22 protein-coding genes are annotated in these 18,592 nt (G+C 65.6%); 13 read left to right on the top strand and 9 right to left on the bottom strand.

The window, feature by feature from the left end; all coding sequences use genetic code 11:
- Positions 1–5: 5 nt before the first annotated feature.
- The 3 genes from ON00_RS13935 to ON00_RS13925 all read right to left on the bottom strand — a co-directional run bounded on the left by ON00_RS13935 (position 6) and on the right by ON00_RS13925 (position 2,704).
- Entirely contained in the window at positions 6–251 is a 246-nt protein-coding gene (locus ON00_RS13935; protein ID WP_010406714.1) for a hypothetical protein, read from the bottom strand.
- 26 nt (positions 252–277) lie between these two features.
- A complete protein-coding gene (locus ON00_RS13930; protein ID WP_029622900.1) occupies positions 278–1,888 on the bottom strand; it encodes a DUF4331 domain-containing protein in 1,611 nt (536 codons plus the stop codon).
- Positions 1,889–1,990: 102 nt separating this feature from the next.
- Positions 1,991–2,704, bottom strand: coding sequence for a hypothetical protein (locus tag ON00_RS13925; RefSeq protein ID WP_154651332.1), 714 nt, complete (start codon positions 2,702–2,704; stop codon positions 1,991–1,993).
- Positions 2,705–2,938: 234 nt separating this feature from the next.
- Here ON00_RS13925 and ON00_RS13920 point away from each other — a divergent pair, with 234 nt between their 5' ends.
- Both ON00_RS13920 and ON00_RS13915 read left to right on the top strand, forming a co-directional pair.
- Positions 2,939–3,412: a cupin domain-containing protein gene (locus ON00_RS13920; protein ID WP_010406702.1), complete on the top strand. Its 474-nt coding sequence runs from the start codon at positions 2,939–2,941 to the stop codon at positions 3,410–3,412.
- Between the two features lie 119 nt (positions 3,413–3,531).
- Entirely contained in the window at positions 3,532–4,116 is a 585-nt protein-coding gene (locus ON00_RS13915; protein ID WP_010406700.1) for an RNA polymerase sigma factor, read from the top strand.
- A gap of 14 nt (positions 4,117–4,130) precedes the next feature.
- On the opposite strand, the gene ON00_RS13910 is transcribed toward ON00_RS13915, so the two are convergent.
- Both ON00_RS13910 and ON00_RS13905 read right to left on the bottom strand, forming a co-directional pair.
- Positions 4,131–4,613, bottom strand: a complete 483-nt coding sequence (locus tag ON00_RS13910) for a hypothetical protein (protein WP_010406697.1) — start codon at positions 4,611–4,613, stop codon at positions 4,131–4,133.
- Positions 4,613–5,194 (bottom strand): HupE/UreJ family protein, encoded by a 582-nt coding sequence (locus ON00_RS13905; protein ID WP_010406696.1) that lies wholly within the window; start codon positions 5,192–5,194, stop codon positions 4,613–4,615. Before ON00_RS13905 ends, ON00_RS13910 begins: the two co-directional genes overlap by 1 nt.
- 203 nt (positions 5,195–5,397) lie before the next feature.
- Between ON00_RS13905 and ON00_RS19915 the strand changes: the two genes are divergently transcribed.
- The 10 genes from ON00_RS19915 to virB11 all read left to right on the top strand — a co-directional run bounded on the left by ON00_RS19915 (position 5,398) and on the right by virB11 (position 14,790).
- A complete protein-coding gene (locus tag ON00_RS19915) occupies positions 5,398–6,225 on the top strand; it encodes a DUF4198 domain-containing protein (RefSeq protein ID WP_010406695.1) in 828 nt (275 codons plus the stop codon).
- Between the two features lie 73 nt (positions 6,226–6,298).
- Complete coding sequence (locus ON00_RS13895) at positions 6,299–6,916, top strand: lytic transglycosylase domain-containing protein (protein ID WP_010406694.1); 618 nt, start codon at positions 6,299–6,301, stop codon at positions 6,914–6,916.
- Positions 6,913–7,248: a TrbC/VirB2 family type IV secretion system protein gene (locus ON00_RS13890; protein WP_040601676.1), complete on the top strand. Its 336-nt coding sequence runs from the start codon at positions 6,913–6,915 to the stop codon at positions 7,246–7,248. The genes ON00_RS13895 and ON00_RS13890 overlap by 4 nt, the downstream gene beginning before the upstream one ends.
- Positions 7,245–7,532 (top strand): VirB3 family type IV secretion system protein, encoded by a 288-nt coding sequence (locus tag ON00_RS13885; RefSeq protein WP_010406692.1) that lies wholly within the window; start codon positions 7,245–7,247, stop codon positions 7,530–7,532. The genes ON00_RS13890 and ON00_RS13885 overlap by 4 nt, the downstream gene beginning before the upstream one ends.
- Positions 7,533–7,535: 3 nt before the next feature.
- A complete protein-coding gene (locus ON00_RS13880; RefSeq protein ID WP_010406684.1) occupies positions 7,536–9,908 on the top strand; it encodes a VirB4 family type IV secretion/conjugal transfer ATPase in 2,373 nt (790 codons plus the stop codon).
- Entirely contained in the window at positions 9,884–11,137 is a 1,254-nt protein-coding gene (locus tag ON00_RS13875) for a TrbL/VirB6 family protein (RefSeq protein WP_040601675.1), read from the top strand. Before ON00_RS13880 ends, ON00_RS13875 begins: the two co-directional genes overlap by 25 nt.
- Before the next feature lie 2 nt (positions 11,138–11,139).
- A complete protein-coding gene (locus ON00_RS13870) occupies positions 11,140–11,874 on the top strand; it encodes a VirB8 family type IV secretion system protein (protein WP_010406680.1) in 735 nt (244 codons plus the stop codon).
- Positions 11,871–12,677 (top strand): TrbG/VirB9 family P-type conjugative transfer protein, encoded by an 807-nt coding sequence (locus tag ON00_RS13865; RefSeq protein ID WP_010406675.1) that lies wholly within the window; start codon positions 11,871–11,873, stop codon positions 12,675–12,677. The genes ON00_RS13870 and ON00_RS13865 overlap by 4 nt, the downstream gene beginning before the upstream one ends.
- Positions 12,674–13,804 (top strand): TrbI/VirB10 family protein, encoded by a 1,131-nt coding sequence (locus ON00_RS13860; RefSeq protein WP_010406673.1) that lies wholly within the window; start codon positions 12,674–12,676, stop codon positions 13,802–13,804. The genes ON00_RS13865 and ON00_RS13860 overlap by 4 nt, the downstream gene beginning before the upstream one ends.
- A complete protein-coding gene (gene virB11, locus ON00_RS13855) occupies positions 13,801–14,790 on the top strand; it encodes a P-type DNA transfer ATPase VirB11 (RefSeq protein ID WP_010406671.1) in 990 nt (329 codons plus the stop codon). The genes ON00_RS13860 and virB11 overlap by 4 nt, the downstream gene beginning before the upstream one ends.
- A 39-nt stretch (positions 14,791–14,829) precedes the next feature.
- Here virB11 and ON00_RS13850 read toward each other — a convergent pair whose 3' ends face one another.
- The 3 genes from ON00_RS13850 to ON00_RS13840 form a co-directional block, all read right to left on the bottom strand.
- Positions 14,830–16,155 carry a hemolysin family protein gene (locus ON00_RS13850; protein WP_010406669.1) on the bottom strand — a complete coding sequence of 442 codons (1,326 nt, stop codon included), beginning with the start codon at positions 16,153–16,155 and terminating at the stop codon, positions 14,830–14,832.
- 88 nt (positions 16,156–16,243) lie between these two features.
- Positions 16,244–16,672 carry a nucleoside deaminase gene (locus tag ON00_RS13845; RefSeq protein ID WP_010406666.1) on the bottom strand — a complete coding sequence of 143 codons (429 nt, stop codon included), beginning with the start codon at positions 16,670–16,672 and terminating at the stop codon, positions 16,244–16,246.
- Between the two features lie 77 nt (positions 16,673–16,749).
- Complete coding sequence (locus ON00_RS13840; RefSeq protein WP_010406664.1) at positions 16,750–17,037, bottom strand: hypothetical protein; 288 nt, start codon at positions 17,035–17,037, stop codon at positions 16,750–16,752.
- A gap of 176 nt (positions 17,038–17,213) precedes the next feature.
- Between ON00_RS13840 and rpmB the strand changes: the two genes are divergently transcribed.
- Positions 17,214–17,516, top strand: a complete 303-nt coding sequence (gene rpmB / locus ON00_RS13835) for a 50S ribosomal protein L28 (RefSeq protein ID WP_010406662.1) — start codon at positions 17,214–17,216, stop codon at positions 17,514–17,516.
- Positions 17,517–17,524: 8 nt separating this feature from the next.
- Here rpmB and ON00_RS13830 read toward each other — a convergent pair whose 3' ends face one another.
- Positions 17,525–18,520, bottom strand: a complete 996-nt coding sequence (locus ON00_RS13830; RefSeq protein WP_010406660.1) for an esterase-like activity of phytase family protein — start codon at positions 18,518–18,520, stop codon at positions 17,525–17,527.
- Positions 18,521–18,592 lie beyond the last annotated feature (72 nt).

Here is an 18,592-nt window from a genome sequence, read left to right as displayed (position 1 = left end):
ACCGGTCATTTCGGCAGGGTCTGTGGCGTCGCCGCCGGATCGACCGGGATGACGTCGCCGGGCTTAACCGCCGCCGGGGTCGCGTTGGGCGACGCCTGGAAGGCGCTGTTAAACCCGGTTCCGAACTGCTCCTGGAATGCCGGACTCGGCGTCGGCGTCGGGGTTGGCGTCGGGGCGGTGTAGGACCCCGAGCAACCCGCCAAGCCGAGCGCCAGGCCGGAGACCGACACGATGAGCGCGATTTTTCTCATGCTTCCATTCCTTTCGGAGACGGCGGTCACTGGCCAACCCGGTGCGCGGAGAGCGGCGTGCCGGGCAGCGGGGCGTTCAGATACGGGAAGGATCCCTGCACATCATTGGCGCTGATCGGTGCGCCATCGGTGTAAGGAACCTGGCCGGTCGAAGCATCGGCTGGCTTGCACAGGCCGAGATCCGCCGGAGCCCCGTTCGCGCCGATCGGCACGGGGTAGCACAGCGCGCCCATTGCAACGCGCAGCGTGATATCGACCGTGTCATCGCCCGGACGACGACCGTTCGGGTAACCGGCCAGATCGCCCGCCGCGACGCCGAGATTGGCTTGCTTTGCCTGTGGCGTGACCGGAACATTGGTGTTCAGGCGCATCATTTCCGACGCCGTGACCGTGCCAAGCTGGTTCAAATTCTTGAACCCGGTGAGGAAGGTGGCGACAAGATCGGCACGCGGGAAGTTGGTCGGGGCGAGCGTCTTGAAGTTCGCCTTGGCCAATTGGTTTACCGGCGCGAGGAAGAGCTGGTTGAGCACCTCGGGATAGGTCGGGTTGGTGACATAGGTGGCGAACTGCGCGTCATCCTTGGGGTCCGACGCGTTGAACTTGTCCTTGTCGGGCAAGCCGATGACGAGTTCGTTCACCAGCGGGTTCGCGAGACGCGAGACCTGGGTATAGGCACCACCCGACAGCGTCGGTGCGGCATAGCTTGCCTTGGGATCGACCAGACGCGCCTGCGGCAGGCTTGCGGTCTGCCATGCGCCAATCACGCCATTGCCGCCTTGTGCCGTCAGGCAGCTGATCGGGACTTCCATCGCGATGCTGGTGACGTTCTTCTTGCCGACCAGTTCGTCATTCGCGCGGTTCTGGGTGATGCCGAGCGGGAAACCGCCCTTGTCGCCAGCGCCAGGAGCCGAATCGCCCTCGATCGGCACGAAGTTGACCATGTCGAACACGCCGCCAAGATTGACCGCGAAGGCTTCGGCGCGTTGCCCAACGAACACGCGCCCGGGCATGCCGCAACCGGGGATATTCACGTTATAGATGAATTGCTTAGCGTAGCTGTTATAGTCGGGAAACGTCTTCACCCCGGTATTGTCGAGCGGCTTGGTGAAGGTCGTGCCGCCACCGGCGGCATTGGTGATCGCGGCGCGCGTGCCGGTGTGGCGATCGCCGGTGATCAGCGTGACAGTGTAAGATTCGATTTCGGCGGTGTTCGGGTCAGTGACCTTGGTCACCGGGCCGCTCTGGCGCAGCGCGGTCGCCACGTTGGTGCCGCCGATGTTGAGCATCAGGCCGCCATTTTGCAGCGTGTTGCTGAATTTGAACTGATAGGTCAGATGCTCCTTGGCATCGCCAACGTTATCGATGTGGATTTCATAGACGGCATCGGGGTCCATCGTGAAATAGTTGGGGCCGCCGCCCGGATCCTGCAGCGGCTGATAGTTTGCGATCAGCGTGACATACTGGTCGCGACCGGGTTCGTAGCTGCGGAACATGTAGAGGTCGGTCGAATCGGTCTTCGGCGACTTGGTGATGCCGGGGGCTTCCCGGTGGCTGGAGGCAAAGCTGGCGGCGGCATCGGTCACCAGGACCGTGGTCGCCAACATGAGCCCGACGAGTTTACGTGTGCGTGGTTTCACTGCTATCTCCGGGGATATGGATCGATCCCCGATTGGGACCGCACCTTCGTTACGCAGCCGCGCAAAATCCGGATCACCCCGCCGAAAATATTGTGCCAAAAATTATGGGCTGGTCGTCAGATCGCCCCAGCGCCACTGGCCCGATCCGATCACGATCGTGGTGGTTTTGCCGCTGCTGCCGCTGCTCACGAACAGAAAGTGCGGGCCGATGTTCACGGCGGCACGACAGTCCGGCTTGGCGGCCACCACTTCGCGCAGCACGATCTCGCGCAACATCACCACGCCGGGATCGGTATCGGCGATGATCCAGCGACCGTCCCACAGCAGCAATGCGCCCGCGATCGCGGTCGATCGAGCCGGGATGCGTTCCAGCGCGCGTTGCGCCAGCGGGTTGGCCTGGAGGTCGCGCGCGAGATCCTGCGCCAGGCTACAGGGCGCTTCCGCCCCGTGCTGCCCCGATAGCGGCTCGAACGCGGCGAGGCTCGCTTCATCCGCTTCGTGACTCTCGAGGAGATCAGGATCAATCGCCGCAGGCCCGACCGCCAGAGGTGCGGGCTTTGCCAGTTTCGGTTTGGGTATTGGGAGTGATATCGCCTTTGCCGCGCGTTGGGCAGGACGGGTAGCCGCGACCGCCTGAAGATTAAAGACCGAGAGTGGTGCCGAGATGCCGTTCGCGCCATGGGATGGAGAGGCGGGCACCGGGACCCCGAAGGAAAACCCCCAAAAGGCCAGGATCAGTTCAAGCGCGGCAACACATAGCGACAGGCCGATCGCCGCGAGGCGACGGCGCAGGAGCGGCGGCTCAGGCCACGACACGGTTGATCGCCACATGCCCGTCGCGTCACTTTGCTGAACCGAATGAGACCATGATGCGTTTACGAAGCGATCCATCAAAAGGATGCGCCGTTGGCAGGTGGAACCGCGATCCCCGAGCTTCGGCACGGAGGTGCGCCGGATTGTGGATCATGCGCCATCGCTATGGTAGCGCATCGCAATTGGGAAATGCTGCGTAAGAGCTGAGGAATAGTGGGTGAAGGGCACCGGTTCGATATGACGATGGTTGAAGACGCGGGGCCCGAAAGCGGCCGATCGGATCCATCGGCATCGGTCGATTCGGATGGCGATGCGCGCTGGCAGCAAATCGAGGCGCGCATTGCCGCCTTGGTGGCGGCGCGCCCGCGCTTGACGATTACCAAGGACTCGGCCGTGTGGCTGAGCATCGGCCCCAAGGTGCTGAAGCGCCAACTCTATGTCGATGCCAATGCGGGTTGGGAATCCTATTATCTGAAGCTGGAACCCGGTGCCGAGGTGCCACCGCATCCGCACGCCTCCGTAGAAGAGTGCCTGGTCCTGTCGGGCGAAATCGAGGTCGATGGCGACATCGCCCGCGAGGGCGATTTGCATATCGCCTTTACCGGGCATGATCACGGGACTCTGACCAGCCGCGACGGTGCGCTCCTCTACATTCGTGGCCCGCTGGCCCCGCTTGACGAAAACACGCCCGGCGACCCGTTCGACCTGTAGTCTGCGGGGTTACGCGAACCGCCCCCACCCGCCCCGCATCCTTTCGGATGGCCCGCCCGTATTGGGAATGTCGGTGCCTTCAGGCAGCCCGACACGAGCTTGGGACGGGTGGGGGTATCATGTCGAGTGCACTAAAAACGGCGGAACAAACCGCTGCGATCGACAGGTTCGACCTTGCCCTCTCGCGCTTGCTCAGCGCCACCGCCGCCGGTGACACTCGCGCCTTTCGCGCACTCTATGAGGCGATCAACCGCCGCCTGTTCAACATTGCGCTGCGCATCGTCGGCCAGACCGTGATCGCGGAAGACGTGACGCAGGACACCTTCGTGCGCGTCTGGTCGCAGGCCAAGCAGTTCGATCCCTCCAAAGGCCCGGCGATGGCGTGGATCTCGCGCATCGCGCGCAATGCCGCGATCGACCATGTCCGCCGCAACCGCACACAGTTGGAAGACATTGCCGACCATGTCGATCACATTGCCTCGCTCGCCGACCCGGTGATCGAGCGGCTCGACATGTTCAGCGGCTTTTCGAAACTGGCCGACAAGCAACGCGAGGTTCTGACGCTCGCCTTGGTCTATGGCTATACGCATGAGGAACTGGCTACGGTGCTTTGCGTCCCTGTCGGCACCGCCAAAGCGAGAATGCGGCGCGGAGTGCAGCAGTTGCGGGTGTTTTTCGATCAGGCGGTGGCGCTGTCCTCCTGACGTCACGGTCAGGCTCACTCCATATGATCGGGCTTATACCCTGGCGTCGGTGTCAGCATCAGCACCATCTCCATCACGCCGATCGCCAGCAGCCAGCTTGCCGCGACTTTCAGCACAATCCCGCGCCCGCTCAGCACCAGCCAGCGCGCCGGCACGCACAGCAGCACAAGCGGGAGCGCGACCAGCAGGTTTGCCGCGCCCCCGCCGACGCGCGCCACCAGACAGGCCCACACGCCTGCGTTAAGGCCCAGCACCACAGCGGTGGCGCGGTTCATGCCGTGCGGCAGATGGACGCAAGCCGCCAGCACGACGGTGCTGACCCAGCACCCCAGGAAAATCACATCGGCATGATCGGGCGTGATCGGCGGCAGCAAGGCGGCGGCGCATCCGAACAGCAAGGCCGCGACAGCGCCCCCCCAGATGCGGGTCGGCACAAACCCCAACGCCAGCGCCACCGCGACGCACAGCATCGCCGAGGGAAGCAAACCGTCGCGCATCACAGCAGAGCCTTGGCCAGGAAATACAGCCCGGTCACGCCGATCCCCGCGCCCAGCCCTTTGACGAACAGCGCGCCGCGCGGCGTGTCATTCACGGTCCCGATCGCGATACCGGCGATATGCAGCAGCCCGGTACTGAGCACGAAGCCCGCGCTATAGCCGATCGGATCGGCAGCGGACGGCAATTCGCGGCCATGCGCATAGCCGTGGAACAGCGCGAACACACCCACCATCACGCACGCCAGCCACACCGGCGGGCGCAGGCCGAACGCAATCGCCACGCCCAGCATCAGCACCGACAGCGCGATGCCGAGTTCGACCGGCGGCACCGGCGCACCGACCATGCCAAGGATCGCCCCGCCCGCCATCATCGCCGGGAAGATCACCGGCAACGCCACCAGCAGCGGCCGCCCCAGGATCGCGCCCCACAAACCGACCGATACCATCGCCAGCAAATGATCCATTCCGCTGAGCGGATGGAGCATCCCCGAAACGAACCCACCCGCCAGACCCGTACCGGTATGCGCGCTGGCGGGCGCGGCGAGCACACTCGCCAGCGTGAGCGCGCAGGCCAGTGGCACAAGCGGCGACCCCCACCTCGGCGCGCGCGGATTGTTTGCCCGTCCCTGCACCGAAATCCGCTCCTGTTCCGTAAAGCCAGCATCGCCTGGGAGATTTCGAGACCGTGTCATTTGCAAACCTTGTCGCCCGGGAATGTGCCAGGCTTACGGGCCGGTGCGCCAAATCGATGCCTTCGCGCCGGATAAAACCGCGCAGCGGGACCATGTGGCGCTTAGGCGCAGTGGCGGTTTTGGCGCTGCCCGGCCTGGCGCTGGCGCATGATTTCTGGATCCAGCCCAACGCCTTCTGGATCGCGCCCGGCGGCACCACCAGCATGTCGATCCTGGTCGGTCATGGCAGCTATCGTTCGAAATCGCTGATCGAGGCGAACCGCATCACCCGGTTCGACCGTTATGGCCCCGACGGGCATAGCGATCGGCGACCCGAATTGAAGCTGGGGTCCGCCACGACCGACACCACGCTCCATTTCGGACCGCCCGGCGAATATCTGTACGCACTGGCGACCAATGCGACGCCGAGCGAGCTCCCCGGCATCCGCTTCACCGATTATCTGAAAGTGGAGGGGCTCACCCCTGCACTTGCGCTGCGCCAACGCACCGGCATGACCGATTCTCCCGGACGCGAGCTCTATTCACGCCGCGCGAAGGCGTTGATCCAGGTCGGCAACGCCCCCGCAACCGACGTGGCGACCCGGCGCATTGGCCTCAGCCTGGAACTCGTGCTGGAGCGTGATCCCTACACCTTGCCGCCGGGGGCCGATTTGCCGGTGCGCGTGTTCTTCGAGGGCAAGCCGCTGGTGGGCGGCACGGTCAAGCTCAATAATCTCGATTTCGACGAACGCCCGCTCGCCACGCATGTGACCGACGCCACCGGGCGCGCTTTATTTCGCGTGCCGCGCATCGGAAACTGGCAGCTCAACGTAATCTGGACAAAGCCGATCAAGGGCAATCCCAAAGCGGATTTCGAAACGACGTTTTCGAGCCTGACCTTCGGCTATCCCCGGCCCCCAATGTCGCGCCGCGCGCCGTAAGGCGGCGGCTGGCATCCGGGCGCTATCAAACGCGGTCGGCGACACCATCGCCCCCGCATCGAAGGATCGCGAGATGATGGCGCGGATCGGCGTGTGGAGCATAAGAGCGGCGGCAACGACCGTGCTTGGCCTCGCTGTGCCCGTAGCGGCGCAAGTGATCGAAGTCGGCAGCGATGGGCAGACCAACGTCTATACCGGGCCGACGCAATTCACCGCCGAGGGTAGCCGCGCCATCGTGCCGCCAGCTCCGGTGCGAGAGCGCCGCGTCTCCACCAACCCGACCGCGCAAGCCGCCGCGCGCGCCGGGCTGGCCACCGGGGTCAGCCCCGCTTTGATCGAAGCCGTGGCGTGGCAGGAATCGCGCTTTCGTGCGGGCGTGGTGTCGCGCGCGGGTGCGATTGGCGAGATGCAGTTGATGCCCGCCACCGCCCGCGCCCTGGGGGTTGATCCGTATGATTCGGAACAGAATTATCAGGGCGGCGCGCTGTATCTCGCGCGGTTGATGCGGCGCTATCGCGGCGATCTCGTGCTCAGCCTCGCCGCTTATAATGCCGGTCCCGGCGCGGTCGATCGCTGGCGCGGCGTGCCGCCGTATCGCGAAACGCGCGCTTATGTCGGGGCGGTGCTCGGGCGGCTCGGCAGCACGGTCGAGGGCGTCGCCCCCAAATTCAAGCAGAGGAATGATCGATGATATCGCTTCGGCGTACTCCTATTCTTGCGCGTTCCGTCGCGGCAGGCCTTGGCCTGCTATGGAGCACGATGGCGCACGCCCAATCGGCCTCGCTCGATCCGTCGGGGTCAGGTGTGATCGTCTCGGCGGTCGATTGGGTGCAGGGCACCCTGCTCGGCGCAGTAGCGACTTCGCTGGCGGTGATCGCGGTCGGCGCGACCGGGCTGGGGATGCTCACCGGCCGCATCGACTGGCGGCGCGGCGCAACCGTCATCCTCGGCTGTTTCATCGTGTTCGGGGCCGCCGCGATCGTCGCCGGAATCAAATCCGCCGCGACCGGGCCGGGGCTGTGAACACGGCGCTCGCCCGTGATCCCGTGTTCGGCGCGCTGACCCGCCCGCAAATGTTCGCGGGCGTCACCTACAGTTTCTTCGTGCTCAACGCCGTCATCACGATGGAGGCGTTTCTCCTCACCAAATCGTTTCTGGTGCTGCTGCTGTCGCTCGTCATCCATCTGGGCGGATATCTCGCGTGCCTGCGCGAGCCGCGCTTCTTCGATTTGTGGATGACCAAGCTCGCGCAATGTCCGCGCGGGCGCAACCACGCCTATTGGCGCTGCAACTCTTACTGTCCCTGAGCGATGCTGGCGCGCACTTCCCCAGCCGAACAGGCACCGAGCTTCGCGCGTGAACGCTCGGCGGGCACGTATTTGCCTTATGCCCGCGCGCTCGACGATGCGACAATCGAGCTGCGCGACGGGCGGATGATGCAAGTTATCCGGCTGACCGGCTTTCCGTTCGAAACGGCGGATTCGGAGGAGCTGAATTACCGCAAGACGCTGCGCGACACGATGCTGCGCGGCATCGCCGATGCGCGCTTTGCGCTCTATCATCATGTCGTCCGCCGCGAAGTGCAGCCGGTGTTCGAAGGGACCTTTGCCGATCCGTTCAGCCAGTCGCTGGACACCGCCTGGCGTACCAAGCTGTCCAGCCGCAAACTCTACGTCAACGACCTGTTCCTCACGCTGGTGCGGCGTCCGCTGCCGGGGCGGATCGGGGTGTTGCAAAATCTGTTTCGCGGGAGCGGGCGCGCGGAAAGCAACGCGCGGCGGATGCGCGATCTGGTCGCGCTCAACGCCGCGCGCGACATTCTGCTCGCCTCGCTCGAACCCTATGGCGCGCGCTTGCTCACCAGCTATGCCGGGCCTGCCGGACGCTGTTCGGAGCCGCTCGAATTTCTCGCATTGCTCTATGGCGGTGATCTGCGCCGGGTGATGGAGCCGGGTGGCGATTTTGGCCAGTATCTGCCCGATCGCCGGATCAGCTTCGGGGCCGACGCGCTCGAACTCGCGGCCACCGGCGATGCGCCGCGTCGCTTCGCGGCGATGGTGTCGATCAAGGATTATCCGGCGCAGACCGTGCCCGGCATGTTCGACGATTTGCTGCGCCTGCCCGCCGAAATGGTGCTGAGCGAGAGCTTCGCCTTTGTCGATCGCCAGGCAACGCTCGACCGCATGAACCTCGCTTTGCGCCGAATGAGGGCCGCCGATGATGAGGCATTGAGCCAGCGTTACGAGCTGGCATCGGCCAAGGACGATGTCGCGGCGGGCCGATCGGGCTTTGGCGAGCATCACCTGACCGTGATGGTCAAGGCCGACACGCTCGACGCGCTCAATTTCGCCGCCGCCGATGTGCAGACCGCGTTTAGCGAACTGGGCGTGATCGCGGTGCGCGAGGACGTCAATCTCGAAGCGGCGTACTGGGCGCAATTCCCCGGCAATTTCAAATTCATCGCGCGGCGCGCCTTGGTGTCGAGCGGCAATTTCGCCAGCCTGGCCAGCGGCCATTGCTTCCCGTCCGGCTCGGCGCGAGGCAACCATTGGGGCCCGGCGATTACGGTGTTGGAAACGACATCGGCTGGACCCTATTATTTCAATTTCCACAAGGGCGATCTCGGCAATTTCACCGTGATTGGCCCATCGGGCGCGGGCAAGACGGTGGTGATGGGCTTCCTGCTCGCCCAGGCGCAAAAGCTGTCGCCGCGCACGATCTATTTCGACAAGGATCGCGGCGCGGAGATCTTCCTGCGCGCGATTGGCGGGCGCTATGATCTGCTGCGTCCCGGCCAGCCGACCGGGCTCAACCCGCTGCTGCTGGAGGACGAACCCGCCAACCGGCGCTTTCTGTGCGACTGGGTGGCGAAGCTCGTATCGGGCACTGGCCCCGCGCTCGACGCGGAGGACCTGGCGCGCATCGCCGATGCGGTCGACGCCAATTTCAGCCAGCCGCGCGCGCTCCGGCGGCTGCGTTATTTCGTCGAGCTGTTCCGTGGACGCGGACGCCCGACCACGCTCGATCTCGCCGCACGCCTGGCGGCGTGGTGCGGCAAGGGCGATTATGCTTGGCTGTTCGACAATGAAGAGGACGCGCTCGATCTCGACGTGGCGACGCTCGGCTTCGACATGACGCAAATCCTCGATGATCCCGCCGCGCGCACGCCGGTGATGATGTATCTGTTCCACCGCGTCGAACAGCGGCTGGACGGCACACCGAGCATCATCGTGATCGATGAAGGCTGGAAGGCGCTCGACGATCCCGCGTTCGTGCTGCGCATCAAGGATTGGGAAAAGACGATCCGCAAACGCAACGGCATCGTCGGCTTCTGCACCCAAAGCGCGTCGGACGCGCTGGCGAGCCAGATTTCCAGCGCCATCATCGAACAAGCCGCGACGCAAATCTTCATGGTCAACCCCAAGGCGCAGGCGGTCGATTATTGCGACGGCTTTGGCTTGACCGCGCATGAATTCGACCTGATCCGCACGCTGCCCGACACGGCGCGCTGTTTCCTGATAAAACATGGCAATGACAGCGTGATCGCGCGGCTCAATCTGGGCGGTATGCCCGATTTGCTGACGATCCTGTCGGGCCGCGAAAGCAGCGTGCGCCGCCTCGATGCGATCCGCGCCGAGGTCGGCGACGATCCGGCGCAGTGGCTGCCACGGCTGCTGGCCTAACCGCCATGTCGAACGCCTGCCCCGCCGCTCCGCCCGATGTCCATCTGGTCCATGCGCTGCTGCGCGGGACCGATTGTCAGGTGCGTGCGCTGGTCCACACCGGCTATGACGGGCTGTTCCAGAGCGGGGGCAGCTTCGCGGGCGTCCTTACCACGCTGATGACGCTCTATGTCGCGCTGATCGGCTATCAATTGATGCTGGGCCGGGGCGGCTTGCGCATTGGCGACGTGACGCTCTCGGTGGTGAAGCTCGCCGCGATCCTGTCCTTTGCCACGCAATGGGATACCTATCAGGCGATCGTGGTGCGCGTGCTGTTCGACGGCACCGCGCAAATCGCGACCGCCATGCTGCACCTCGATTCGGCGACCGCCAGCAGCGGCGACATTTTCGACCGGCTGCAGCGCGCCTTCGACATCCTGAGCGCCGCGCCCACCCCGCCCGTGCCCGCCAAGCCGACAGGGCCGCTCGCCGCCGTGCCACAGATCGCCGCGCTGCAAGCGTTGCCGCTGCTCGGCGGCGGGGTGAAGGTGCTGACGCTCAAGGCAGCCGCCGCCATGCTGCTGTTTTTCAGCCTGGGCCTGTTGCTCGCCACCAAGGTCGTGCTGGGGGTGTTGCTGGCGATCGGCCCGATTTTCATCGCGCTGTTGCTGTTCGATGTAACGCGCGGGCTGTTCGAGGGGTGGCTGCGCGCGACACTCACCTTTGCCTTTGCCCCGATGACGACGATCTTTCTGCTGGCGGTGATGCTGGAGATTCTCGAACCATCGCTGGCGGCGATGGCCGAGCAGCGCGCGACCGGGGCAGTACACGCCGACACCGCCTATAGCGTGCTGTTGCTGGTGCTGGTGTTCGCGGCGGTCGCGACGGGTTTGCTGATCGCCGCGGCGACCGTGTTTCGCGGCTTTCGCCTGCCCGAACGCAAGGCCGCCACCGCCACGCCACCCCCGCTTCGCACACCGGCCTCGTCCACACCCGCCGTGGAAGCGCTCGCCTCCCCCGCTGCGCGCACCAGTGCCGCCGTCGCCGCGCTGGCCCGGCGTGAGGATCGGCTGATCCGCACCGAGGGCGGCGAGACCAGCGTCCGCATCCTCGGCAGCACCGGGGCCAGCGCCGCCGCCAGCCGCGATCCTTGGGCTCCACCGCGCGACCAGACCCGCCTTGGCGACGGTGCCCGGCGCATCACCCCGACGCGCACCGTTTCCGGCACCGCCTCAAGAAGGCCCGATTGACCATGCACCAAGCCACCCCCGAACCCGCGTTTACGCGGATCCTGCAGCAACGCCCCGATAGCTGGGGCGACGATCTGATCGCGCGCGCGGAGGCGGCACGGCGGCGGGCGCTGATGCTGGCGGGCGTCGCGGCGCTGATCGCGGTGCTGGAGGCGGTTGCGCTGGCCGGGCTCGCCCCGCTCAAGACCGTGGTCCCCTATACGATCCTGGTCGATCGCCAGAGCGGCTATGCCGAGACGATCAAGGGCCTTGCCCCCGGAGCGCTCACCCAGGACAACGCCATCGCCCAAGCCGCGATCGTCCAATATGTCATCGCCCGCGAGACCTTCGACGCAAGCGATCTGCGCGCCAATTACGAAAAGACCGCCTTGTGGTCCGATGGCCCGATGCGCGCCGCCTATCGCCACCTGTTCCAGAAGGGCAATCCCGACAGCCCGCTCACCCGCTATCCCGCGACCACTATCGTCTCGACCACGGTGAAGAGCGTAACGATGCCGCGCGCGGGCAGCGCGACGGTGCGCTTCGATACGATCCGCCACGATCAGGGCGCGGCTGGCGGCGAACGGCGGAGCTGGACGGCGGTGATCGACTATCGCTTTTCGGGTGCGCCGATGCGGATGGAGGATCGCTTCGTCAATCCGCTGGGCTTCCAAGTGACGCATTATCGCCGCGATGCCGAGGACACCGCCCCCACACCGGTGCAGTTCGACAGCGCGCTCGGGGTGCCCACGCGATGAAGTGCAATACCGCCCCCTGGTTGATCGCGCTGGCGGTGACGTGGACGGCGTGCGTCGCAGCGACGACCGCGCCCGACCGGCCCGCCTGGGTCGATCCGCACATCCGCAACATCGCTTACGATCCCGATCATCTGGTCACGCTGCACGGGCAGCTCGGTTTCCAGGTCATGATCGAGTTCGCGCCCGATGAGCATATCGAAAACGTCTCGATCGGCGATGCGCTGGCCTGGCAAGTGGTGCCCAACAAACGCGCCAACATCCTGTTCCTGAAGCCGCTCGACGCCAACATTTTGACCAACATGTCGGTGGTGACCGACCAGCGCCGCTATATCTTCGATCTCGACGCCAGCCGTGGCAAGGCCGCGCATGGCGGTGCGCGCACCTATGTCGTGCGCTTCGTCTATCCCGCTGCGCCCGTCGAAGTCGCCGCCGCGCCAGCCGCGCCGCCACCACCGGTGCGCAGCAACACGCGCTACAGCTATACCGGCGCGCGGTCGCTGCTGCCGACCCTGGTGTTCGACGACGGCCATTTCACCTATTTCAAATGGGCGGAGCAGACCCCCACCCCGGCCCTCTTCGCCGTGACCGGCAAGGGCGAGGAAAGCCTGGTCAATTATGGCGTGCGGCAAGGCTATACCATCGTCGAACAGATCGCGCCGCGCTTCCTGCTGCGCAACGGCAGCGAGACGACCACGCTGATCAACGAAGGCTGGCGCGAGCCCGATCCCGGCCCCGACGCGCCGCCGCCATTCGACGCGAAAACCGCAAAAGCCGCCAAATCTGCCGAGCGAGCCAAGCCATGACCGATCCGCTTTCCCCCAGCGCCGCTGGCCCACCCCGGCCCGCCGTCGCCTCACCCCGACCACAACGGGGTGGCTGGCTGATTGGTGCCGGGGCGGTTTCGCTCGGGCTGCTGTGTTTCACCTTGCTGTACGCCGCGCGGGCACCCGTTAGCGATGGCATCGTCACGCGCGGTGGCCGCCCTGCCGACTTGGTCGCCCCGCTCGCACCCCCTGCGGAAATCGCGGCGGTAGAGGCGGCCGCGCATGGCGTCGTACCGATGCCGACGGCCACACCCACTTCCGTACCCATCGCCACACCGCTGCCGCCGGTGGCCGTTGCCACCCCCGGCTTTATCGGCCCATCGGCTGCGGCGCTGAACGAGGCGCAGCGGCTGAAAGCGCCCGCGCTGATCGTCGATCTCTCGGTCGCGCCGCCCGCCCCCGCCACCGAACCAGGCAAAGCCGGTGCCACCGATGCCGCCAAAGCCGCAGACGGCAAGAACGGCGGTGCTGCGCGCCTGGACGGCGACGAACAATTTGCCGAGCGCGTCTCGTCCGCCGAGCCCGAGCGCGCGCGCGCCTCGCAACTGCACAATCTGGCAACGGTGGTGCCACAGGGCGCGATCATCCCCGCGGTATTGGAAACCGCGCTCAATTCGGATTTGCCCGGTTTCGCGCGCGCGGTGGTCAGCCGCGACGTGCGCAGCTTCGATGGCAGCATGGTGCTGATCCCGCGCGGCAGTCGGCTGGTCGGCCAGTATAAAAGCGCGGTCGCGCAGGGGCAGTCGCGCGCCTTCGTGATCTGGACACGGGTGATCCGGCCCGATGGTGCCTCGATCCAGATCGGCTCCCCCGCCGCCGATACGCTGGGCCGCGCCGGGCTGGCGGGCAGCGTCAACCGCCATTTCTTCCAGCGCTTCACCAATTCGGTGCTGCTGTCGGTGGTCAATGCCGCAGTAGCATCGGTATCGCGCGGATCGAACACGCAAATCCTGATCGGGTCGAGCCAGGAGGCAACCGGCCTCGCCGCTGCCTTGCTGCCGACACAGATCATCCCGCCGACGATCAAGGTCGCACAAGGCACGCCGGTGCGGGTGTTCGTGGCACGCGATCTCGATTTCACCCCAGTCGGCGGGGCGGCGGAATGAACGCGCTGTCACCGCCCGGCACCTATCTCGACGCCTATCTGCGCCCGCTTTCGCCGTGGCTGGAACGCGGTGATGTCACCGACATCTATATCAACGTACCCGGCGAGATCTGGGTCGAGACGCTCGATGGCCAAAGCACGCGCCACCCCGCGCCCGATTTGACCGAGTCCAATCTGTGGCGACTCGCCACCCAGATCGCCGCGATCACGCATCAAGGCATCAGCCGGGAGCACCCCTTGGTGTCGGCAACGCTGCCCGGCGGCGCGCGCGTGCAAATCGTCGCCCCGCCCGCGACCCGTGGCGCGTTGGTCATGGCAATCCGGCGACAAGTGGTGCGCGCGCTGTCGCTGGCCGACTATGAGGCGGGCGATGCCTTCGCCACCACCGCGATTGGCGATACCCAGCACGAAAGCGCCGAGGACATCGCCTTGGCGGCGTTGCTGGAGGCGCGACAGATCGGCGATTTCCTCCGCCAGGCAGTGCGGGCGCGCAAGAACATCCTGATTTCGGGCGGCACCTCGACCGGCAAGACCACCTTCCTCAACGCGCTATTGAAAGCGGTGCCCGAGCGCGAACGGCTGGTGCTGATCGAGGACACGCCCGAAGTGGAGATGACCCACCCCAACAGCATCGGCCTGATCGCGGTGCGCGGCGGACAGGGCGAAGCACAGGTCGAAGCGGAGGATTTGCTCAAGGCCTCGCTCCGCTTGCGCCCCGACCGCATCATCCTGGGCGAATTGCGCGGCAGCGAAGCGTTCAGCTTCCTGCGCGCGGTCAATTCGGGGCATCCCGGTTCGATCACCACCGTCCACGCCGACAGCCCCGCCGCCGCAATAGACCAGATCGCGCTGATGGTGATGCAAGCGGGCACCAGCCTCGGCCGCGGCGAGATCGTCCGCTATGTCGAAAGCGTGATCGATGTGTCGGTGCAATTGGTGCGTGGCGAAGGCGGGCGGCGAGTCGGTCGGATCGTGTTGCGGCGATAAGGTCCGCCGCACTCGGTTCGCAGTACGAGGCGACGGTGGCTAGGTCGGCCTATAGCCAGCGGTGCGCGCGCGGCTGACCAGCAATTTGTCGATTCGCCGCCCGTCGAGATCGACCACTTCGAACTTCCAGCCCTGTTCGATGAAGCTTTCGCCTTCGCCCGGCAAATGGCGGAACACCGCGAGCGCAAGCCCCGCGACGGTCGCGTAATCGCGATCCTCGGGCAAATCGATGCCGAGCCGCTCGGCCAGCATGTCGACCGCCATTTGCCCGGCAACCAGCAGCGAGCCATCATCGCGCGTCACCACCGAGGGCGCATCATCCGGATCGGTATCTGACGCGAATTCGCCGGCGATCGCGGCGAGCAGATCCGCCGGGGTGACGATGCCTTCGAAATGGCCATATTCGTCGTGGATCAACGCCATCGGCACTTCGGCCTGGCGCAGCGCGTCGAGCGCGTCCATCGCGTCGATCTGGTCGAGCACGATCGGTGCCTGCCGCATCAGCGCGCGCAGATCGAGCGGTTCGCCCTTGAACAAAGCGACGGCAATGTCGCGCGCCTGCACCACGCCGATCACGGTATCGACCGAACCTTCGGTTACCGGCAGCCGACTGTGCGAGGCGGCGACCAATGCCGCGCGCAGCCCGGCATCATCGAGCGTCGCGTCGATCCATTCGATGTCGGTGCGCGGCGTCATCACCTCGCGCACTGGGCGATCCGCCAGCCGCACCACCCCCGAGATGATCGAACGCTCATGCTCCTCGATCACACCCGACTTGCTCGCCTCGGCGACGATCAGATGCAGTTCCTCGGCGGTGACATGCTCTTCGCTCTCGCGCTTCAGGCCCATCAGGCGAAACAGCAGCCCGGAGGACGAATCGAGCAGCCACACCACCGGCGCGGTGCTCCAGGCCAGCGCCAGCACCGGCCCCGCCATCGCGGCCGCCAGCGGTTCGGGCGCGCGCAGCGCGATTTGCTTGGGCACCAGCTCGCCAATGACCAGCGAAGCATAGGTGGTGATGCCGATGACGATCACAAAGCCGATGCTTTCGGTGGTCGCCGCGCTCAGCCCTAGAAAATGCAATCGCGCCGCAACCGGGCCGCCGAGACTGGCCCCCGAATAGGCACCCGCCAGAATCCCGATCAGCGTGATGCCGATCTGCGTCGTCGACAGGATCTTGCCCGGATCCGCCGCCAGCGTCAGCGCGGTGCGCGCACCACGATAGCCGGTGCGCGCCATCGCCTCCAGCCGCGCCTTGCGCGCCGAGACGATCGCCAGTTCGGACATGGCGAAAACGCCGTTCAACACGATCAGCGCGAAGATGATCGCGACGTCGATCCAGGGAAAGGGGGGGAGCGGTGCCATGGCGCAGCCCCTCCTTTGCGCGAATCGCGCCATTTCACAACCGCGCGAGGGCTATCGCCTTGCCGTTATTTGGCGAAGGCGGACGAAATCAGCGAAGTCGGCTAAAAAAATCGCGCAGCAGCGCGCTCGCCTCGCCGTCACCGATTCCCGGAAACACCTCGGGCCGATGGTGAATCGTCGGCTGGGAAAACAGGCGCGGTCCATACTCCACCGCCCCACCCTTCGGGTCGCTCGCTCCATAATAAAGGCGCGCGATTCGGGCATGGGCGATGGCACCTGCACACATCGCGCACGGCTCCAGCGTCACCCACACATCACAATCGCTCAATCGATCCGACCCGATCGCCGCAGCCGCCGCGCGAATCGCCAGCATTTCGGCATGGGCGGTCGGATCATGCAGCGCGCGCGGCGCATTGGCAGCGGTCGCGATGATGCGCCCGTCGAGCACCACCACTGCGCCGACCGGAACCTCCCCCGCCGCCGCCGCATCGGCAGCAGCGGCCAGCGCGGCACGCATTGGGGGGGGAAGCGGAAACATCGTTCTGCCATGCCGTGTTGCCGCCGAATCGGCAACTTGCGGCAAGGGGCGGTCGGTTATTGCGTCGTAACGGCGTTACCGTCAGCGCTGACCGGCTTATTGACCTTTAGCGTCGGTACCGAAATCGTCTTGGTGGTGGTGCCGACCGTCGGCACTTCGATCGTCTTGTTTTCGGTGCCGAGTTCGACCGTTGCCATATTGGCGCTGACTTCGGGTGCCTTGCCGCCATTCACGCTGAGCGTCGGCAGCGAGCCCGCCTTGGTATCGATCTTGAGCATTCCGAGCGAGACGAGCGCAACGACGACAAGCGCGGCAAGGCCGACTAAAGCTAAAAGAAAGCGCATGGATCTTCTCCCGTGTTCGCAACATCGAATCGTTACCGTAACCAAACCGGCGTCCGGCCTTATGGTTGCATCGCGACATCGAATCGCCTCGGACGGTTGACCGACCGCACTGCATTCGGTATGCGCCCCGCCTTCACGAGCCTCTTCATGGGCTCACGGACATTCAGGAATTTACGATGTCGCGGATCTGCGAACTGACCGGCAAGGGCCGGATGGTGGGTAACAACGTTTCCCACGCGAACAACAAGACCAAGCGCACGTTCTTGCCGAACCTGCAGAACGTCACGCTGATCTCCGACGCGCTCGGCACCAGCGTCAAGCTGCGCGTGTCGGCGCACGGCCTGCGTTCGGTCGAGCATGTCGGCGGCCTCGACAACTGGCTGGTCAAGACGACCGACGACAAGCTGTCGCTGCGCGCCCGTCGCCTGAAGCGCGATGTCGCCAAGAAGCTGACCGCCGCGCCGCAGGCCGCCGCGTAAGACCCCTCTCAGCTCCGGTTGCGCTTCGGCGCGACCGGATCGAGCCTGAACTTCAGCAACAGGCTGCGCTGTAGCGACAATTGGTTATCGTCCGAGACGAGCCAGATGATCGTTGCAGCGCCTTCGCGCGTCACCGCCACGCCTTCGAAATTGTCGTGGATGAGCGGGGCCGCCAGCGTCGCGATATCGCGCCCGCGCACCGTCGCCCCCGGCTTGACCTGCGCTGGATCGACCACGGTCAACACATTGGAAAAGCGTGCCCCGGCAAGGCGACGGTTGAGAATCAACCAGCGCCCGTCGGGCAGCACCGTCATGTCGCTGGGATCGTAGCCGCGCGGGGGCAGATAATTGAAGCGATAGCCCCAACGCGGCCGCTGCACCGGATCGCCGAGGAACACGATGCCACCACGCCCGCTTGCCTTGGGCCAGGGCTTGGTTTCGGCAATCGTGACCATCCCTCCTGTCGGAAGCAGCGTCATCGCCTCTGGCCCCTCATTCTCAGGCCATTTCGACATAACCGGCGGAGCCCCGTGCGCTTCCGCTCGGCGGAACCGCGAATCGTAGCGCCACAGCTCATTATAACTCTCGAAACCGACCCAGATCGCCCCCGTCTTGCGGTCGATACTCATCGATTCGCTGTCGCGGTCGCGCTTGAACCATCCCGTGCCGGGGCCAGCGGGCAGTTCTGCGAAGCTCGGGTCACGGACCTTCCAATCCGAGCCCATCGTGAAGCGCACAATGTCACTGCTGTCGCTCAGCAAGGTGAAGCGGTCGCCCGCGACACTGAGCGAGGAGAAGCCCCCGAATTGCGGATCGCGGCTGCGCAACTGCACACCGCCCAGCCACACCAGATCCCCCACGCGGGTGAGGTCGGGTCGGGCCGGATCAAGCATCACCGGCACGGCGCGAAAATGCGGATCGGTGCCGAGCCTCACGCGACGCCCTGGCACCGTCGAATCCGGCACGAACAGCAGGGCAAACAAAACCGACCATAAAATGCGCATCCCCCGCCCCTGCGGGAGCCAGCAGCGACACGCAACCGCGATTCGTCGGGCACTGGCGACGATGAACGGCGG

Origin of the sequence: Sphingomonas echinoides ATCC 14820 (genome assembly GCF_000241465.1) — a bacterium.
Lineage (GTDB): Bacteria > Pseudomonadota > Alphaproteobacteria > Sphingomonadales > Sphingomonadaceae > Sphingomonas > Sphingomonas echinoides.
Note: the sequence above shows the minus strand (reverse complement) of the source record. Positions and strands in the feature narration are given on the sequence as shown.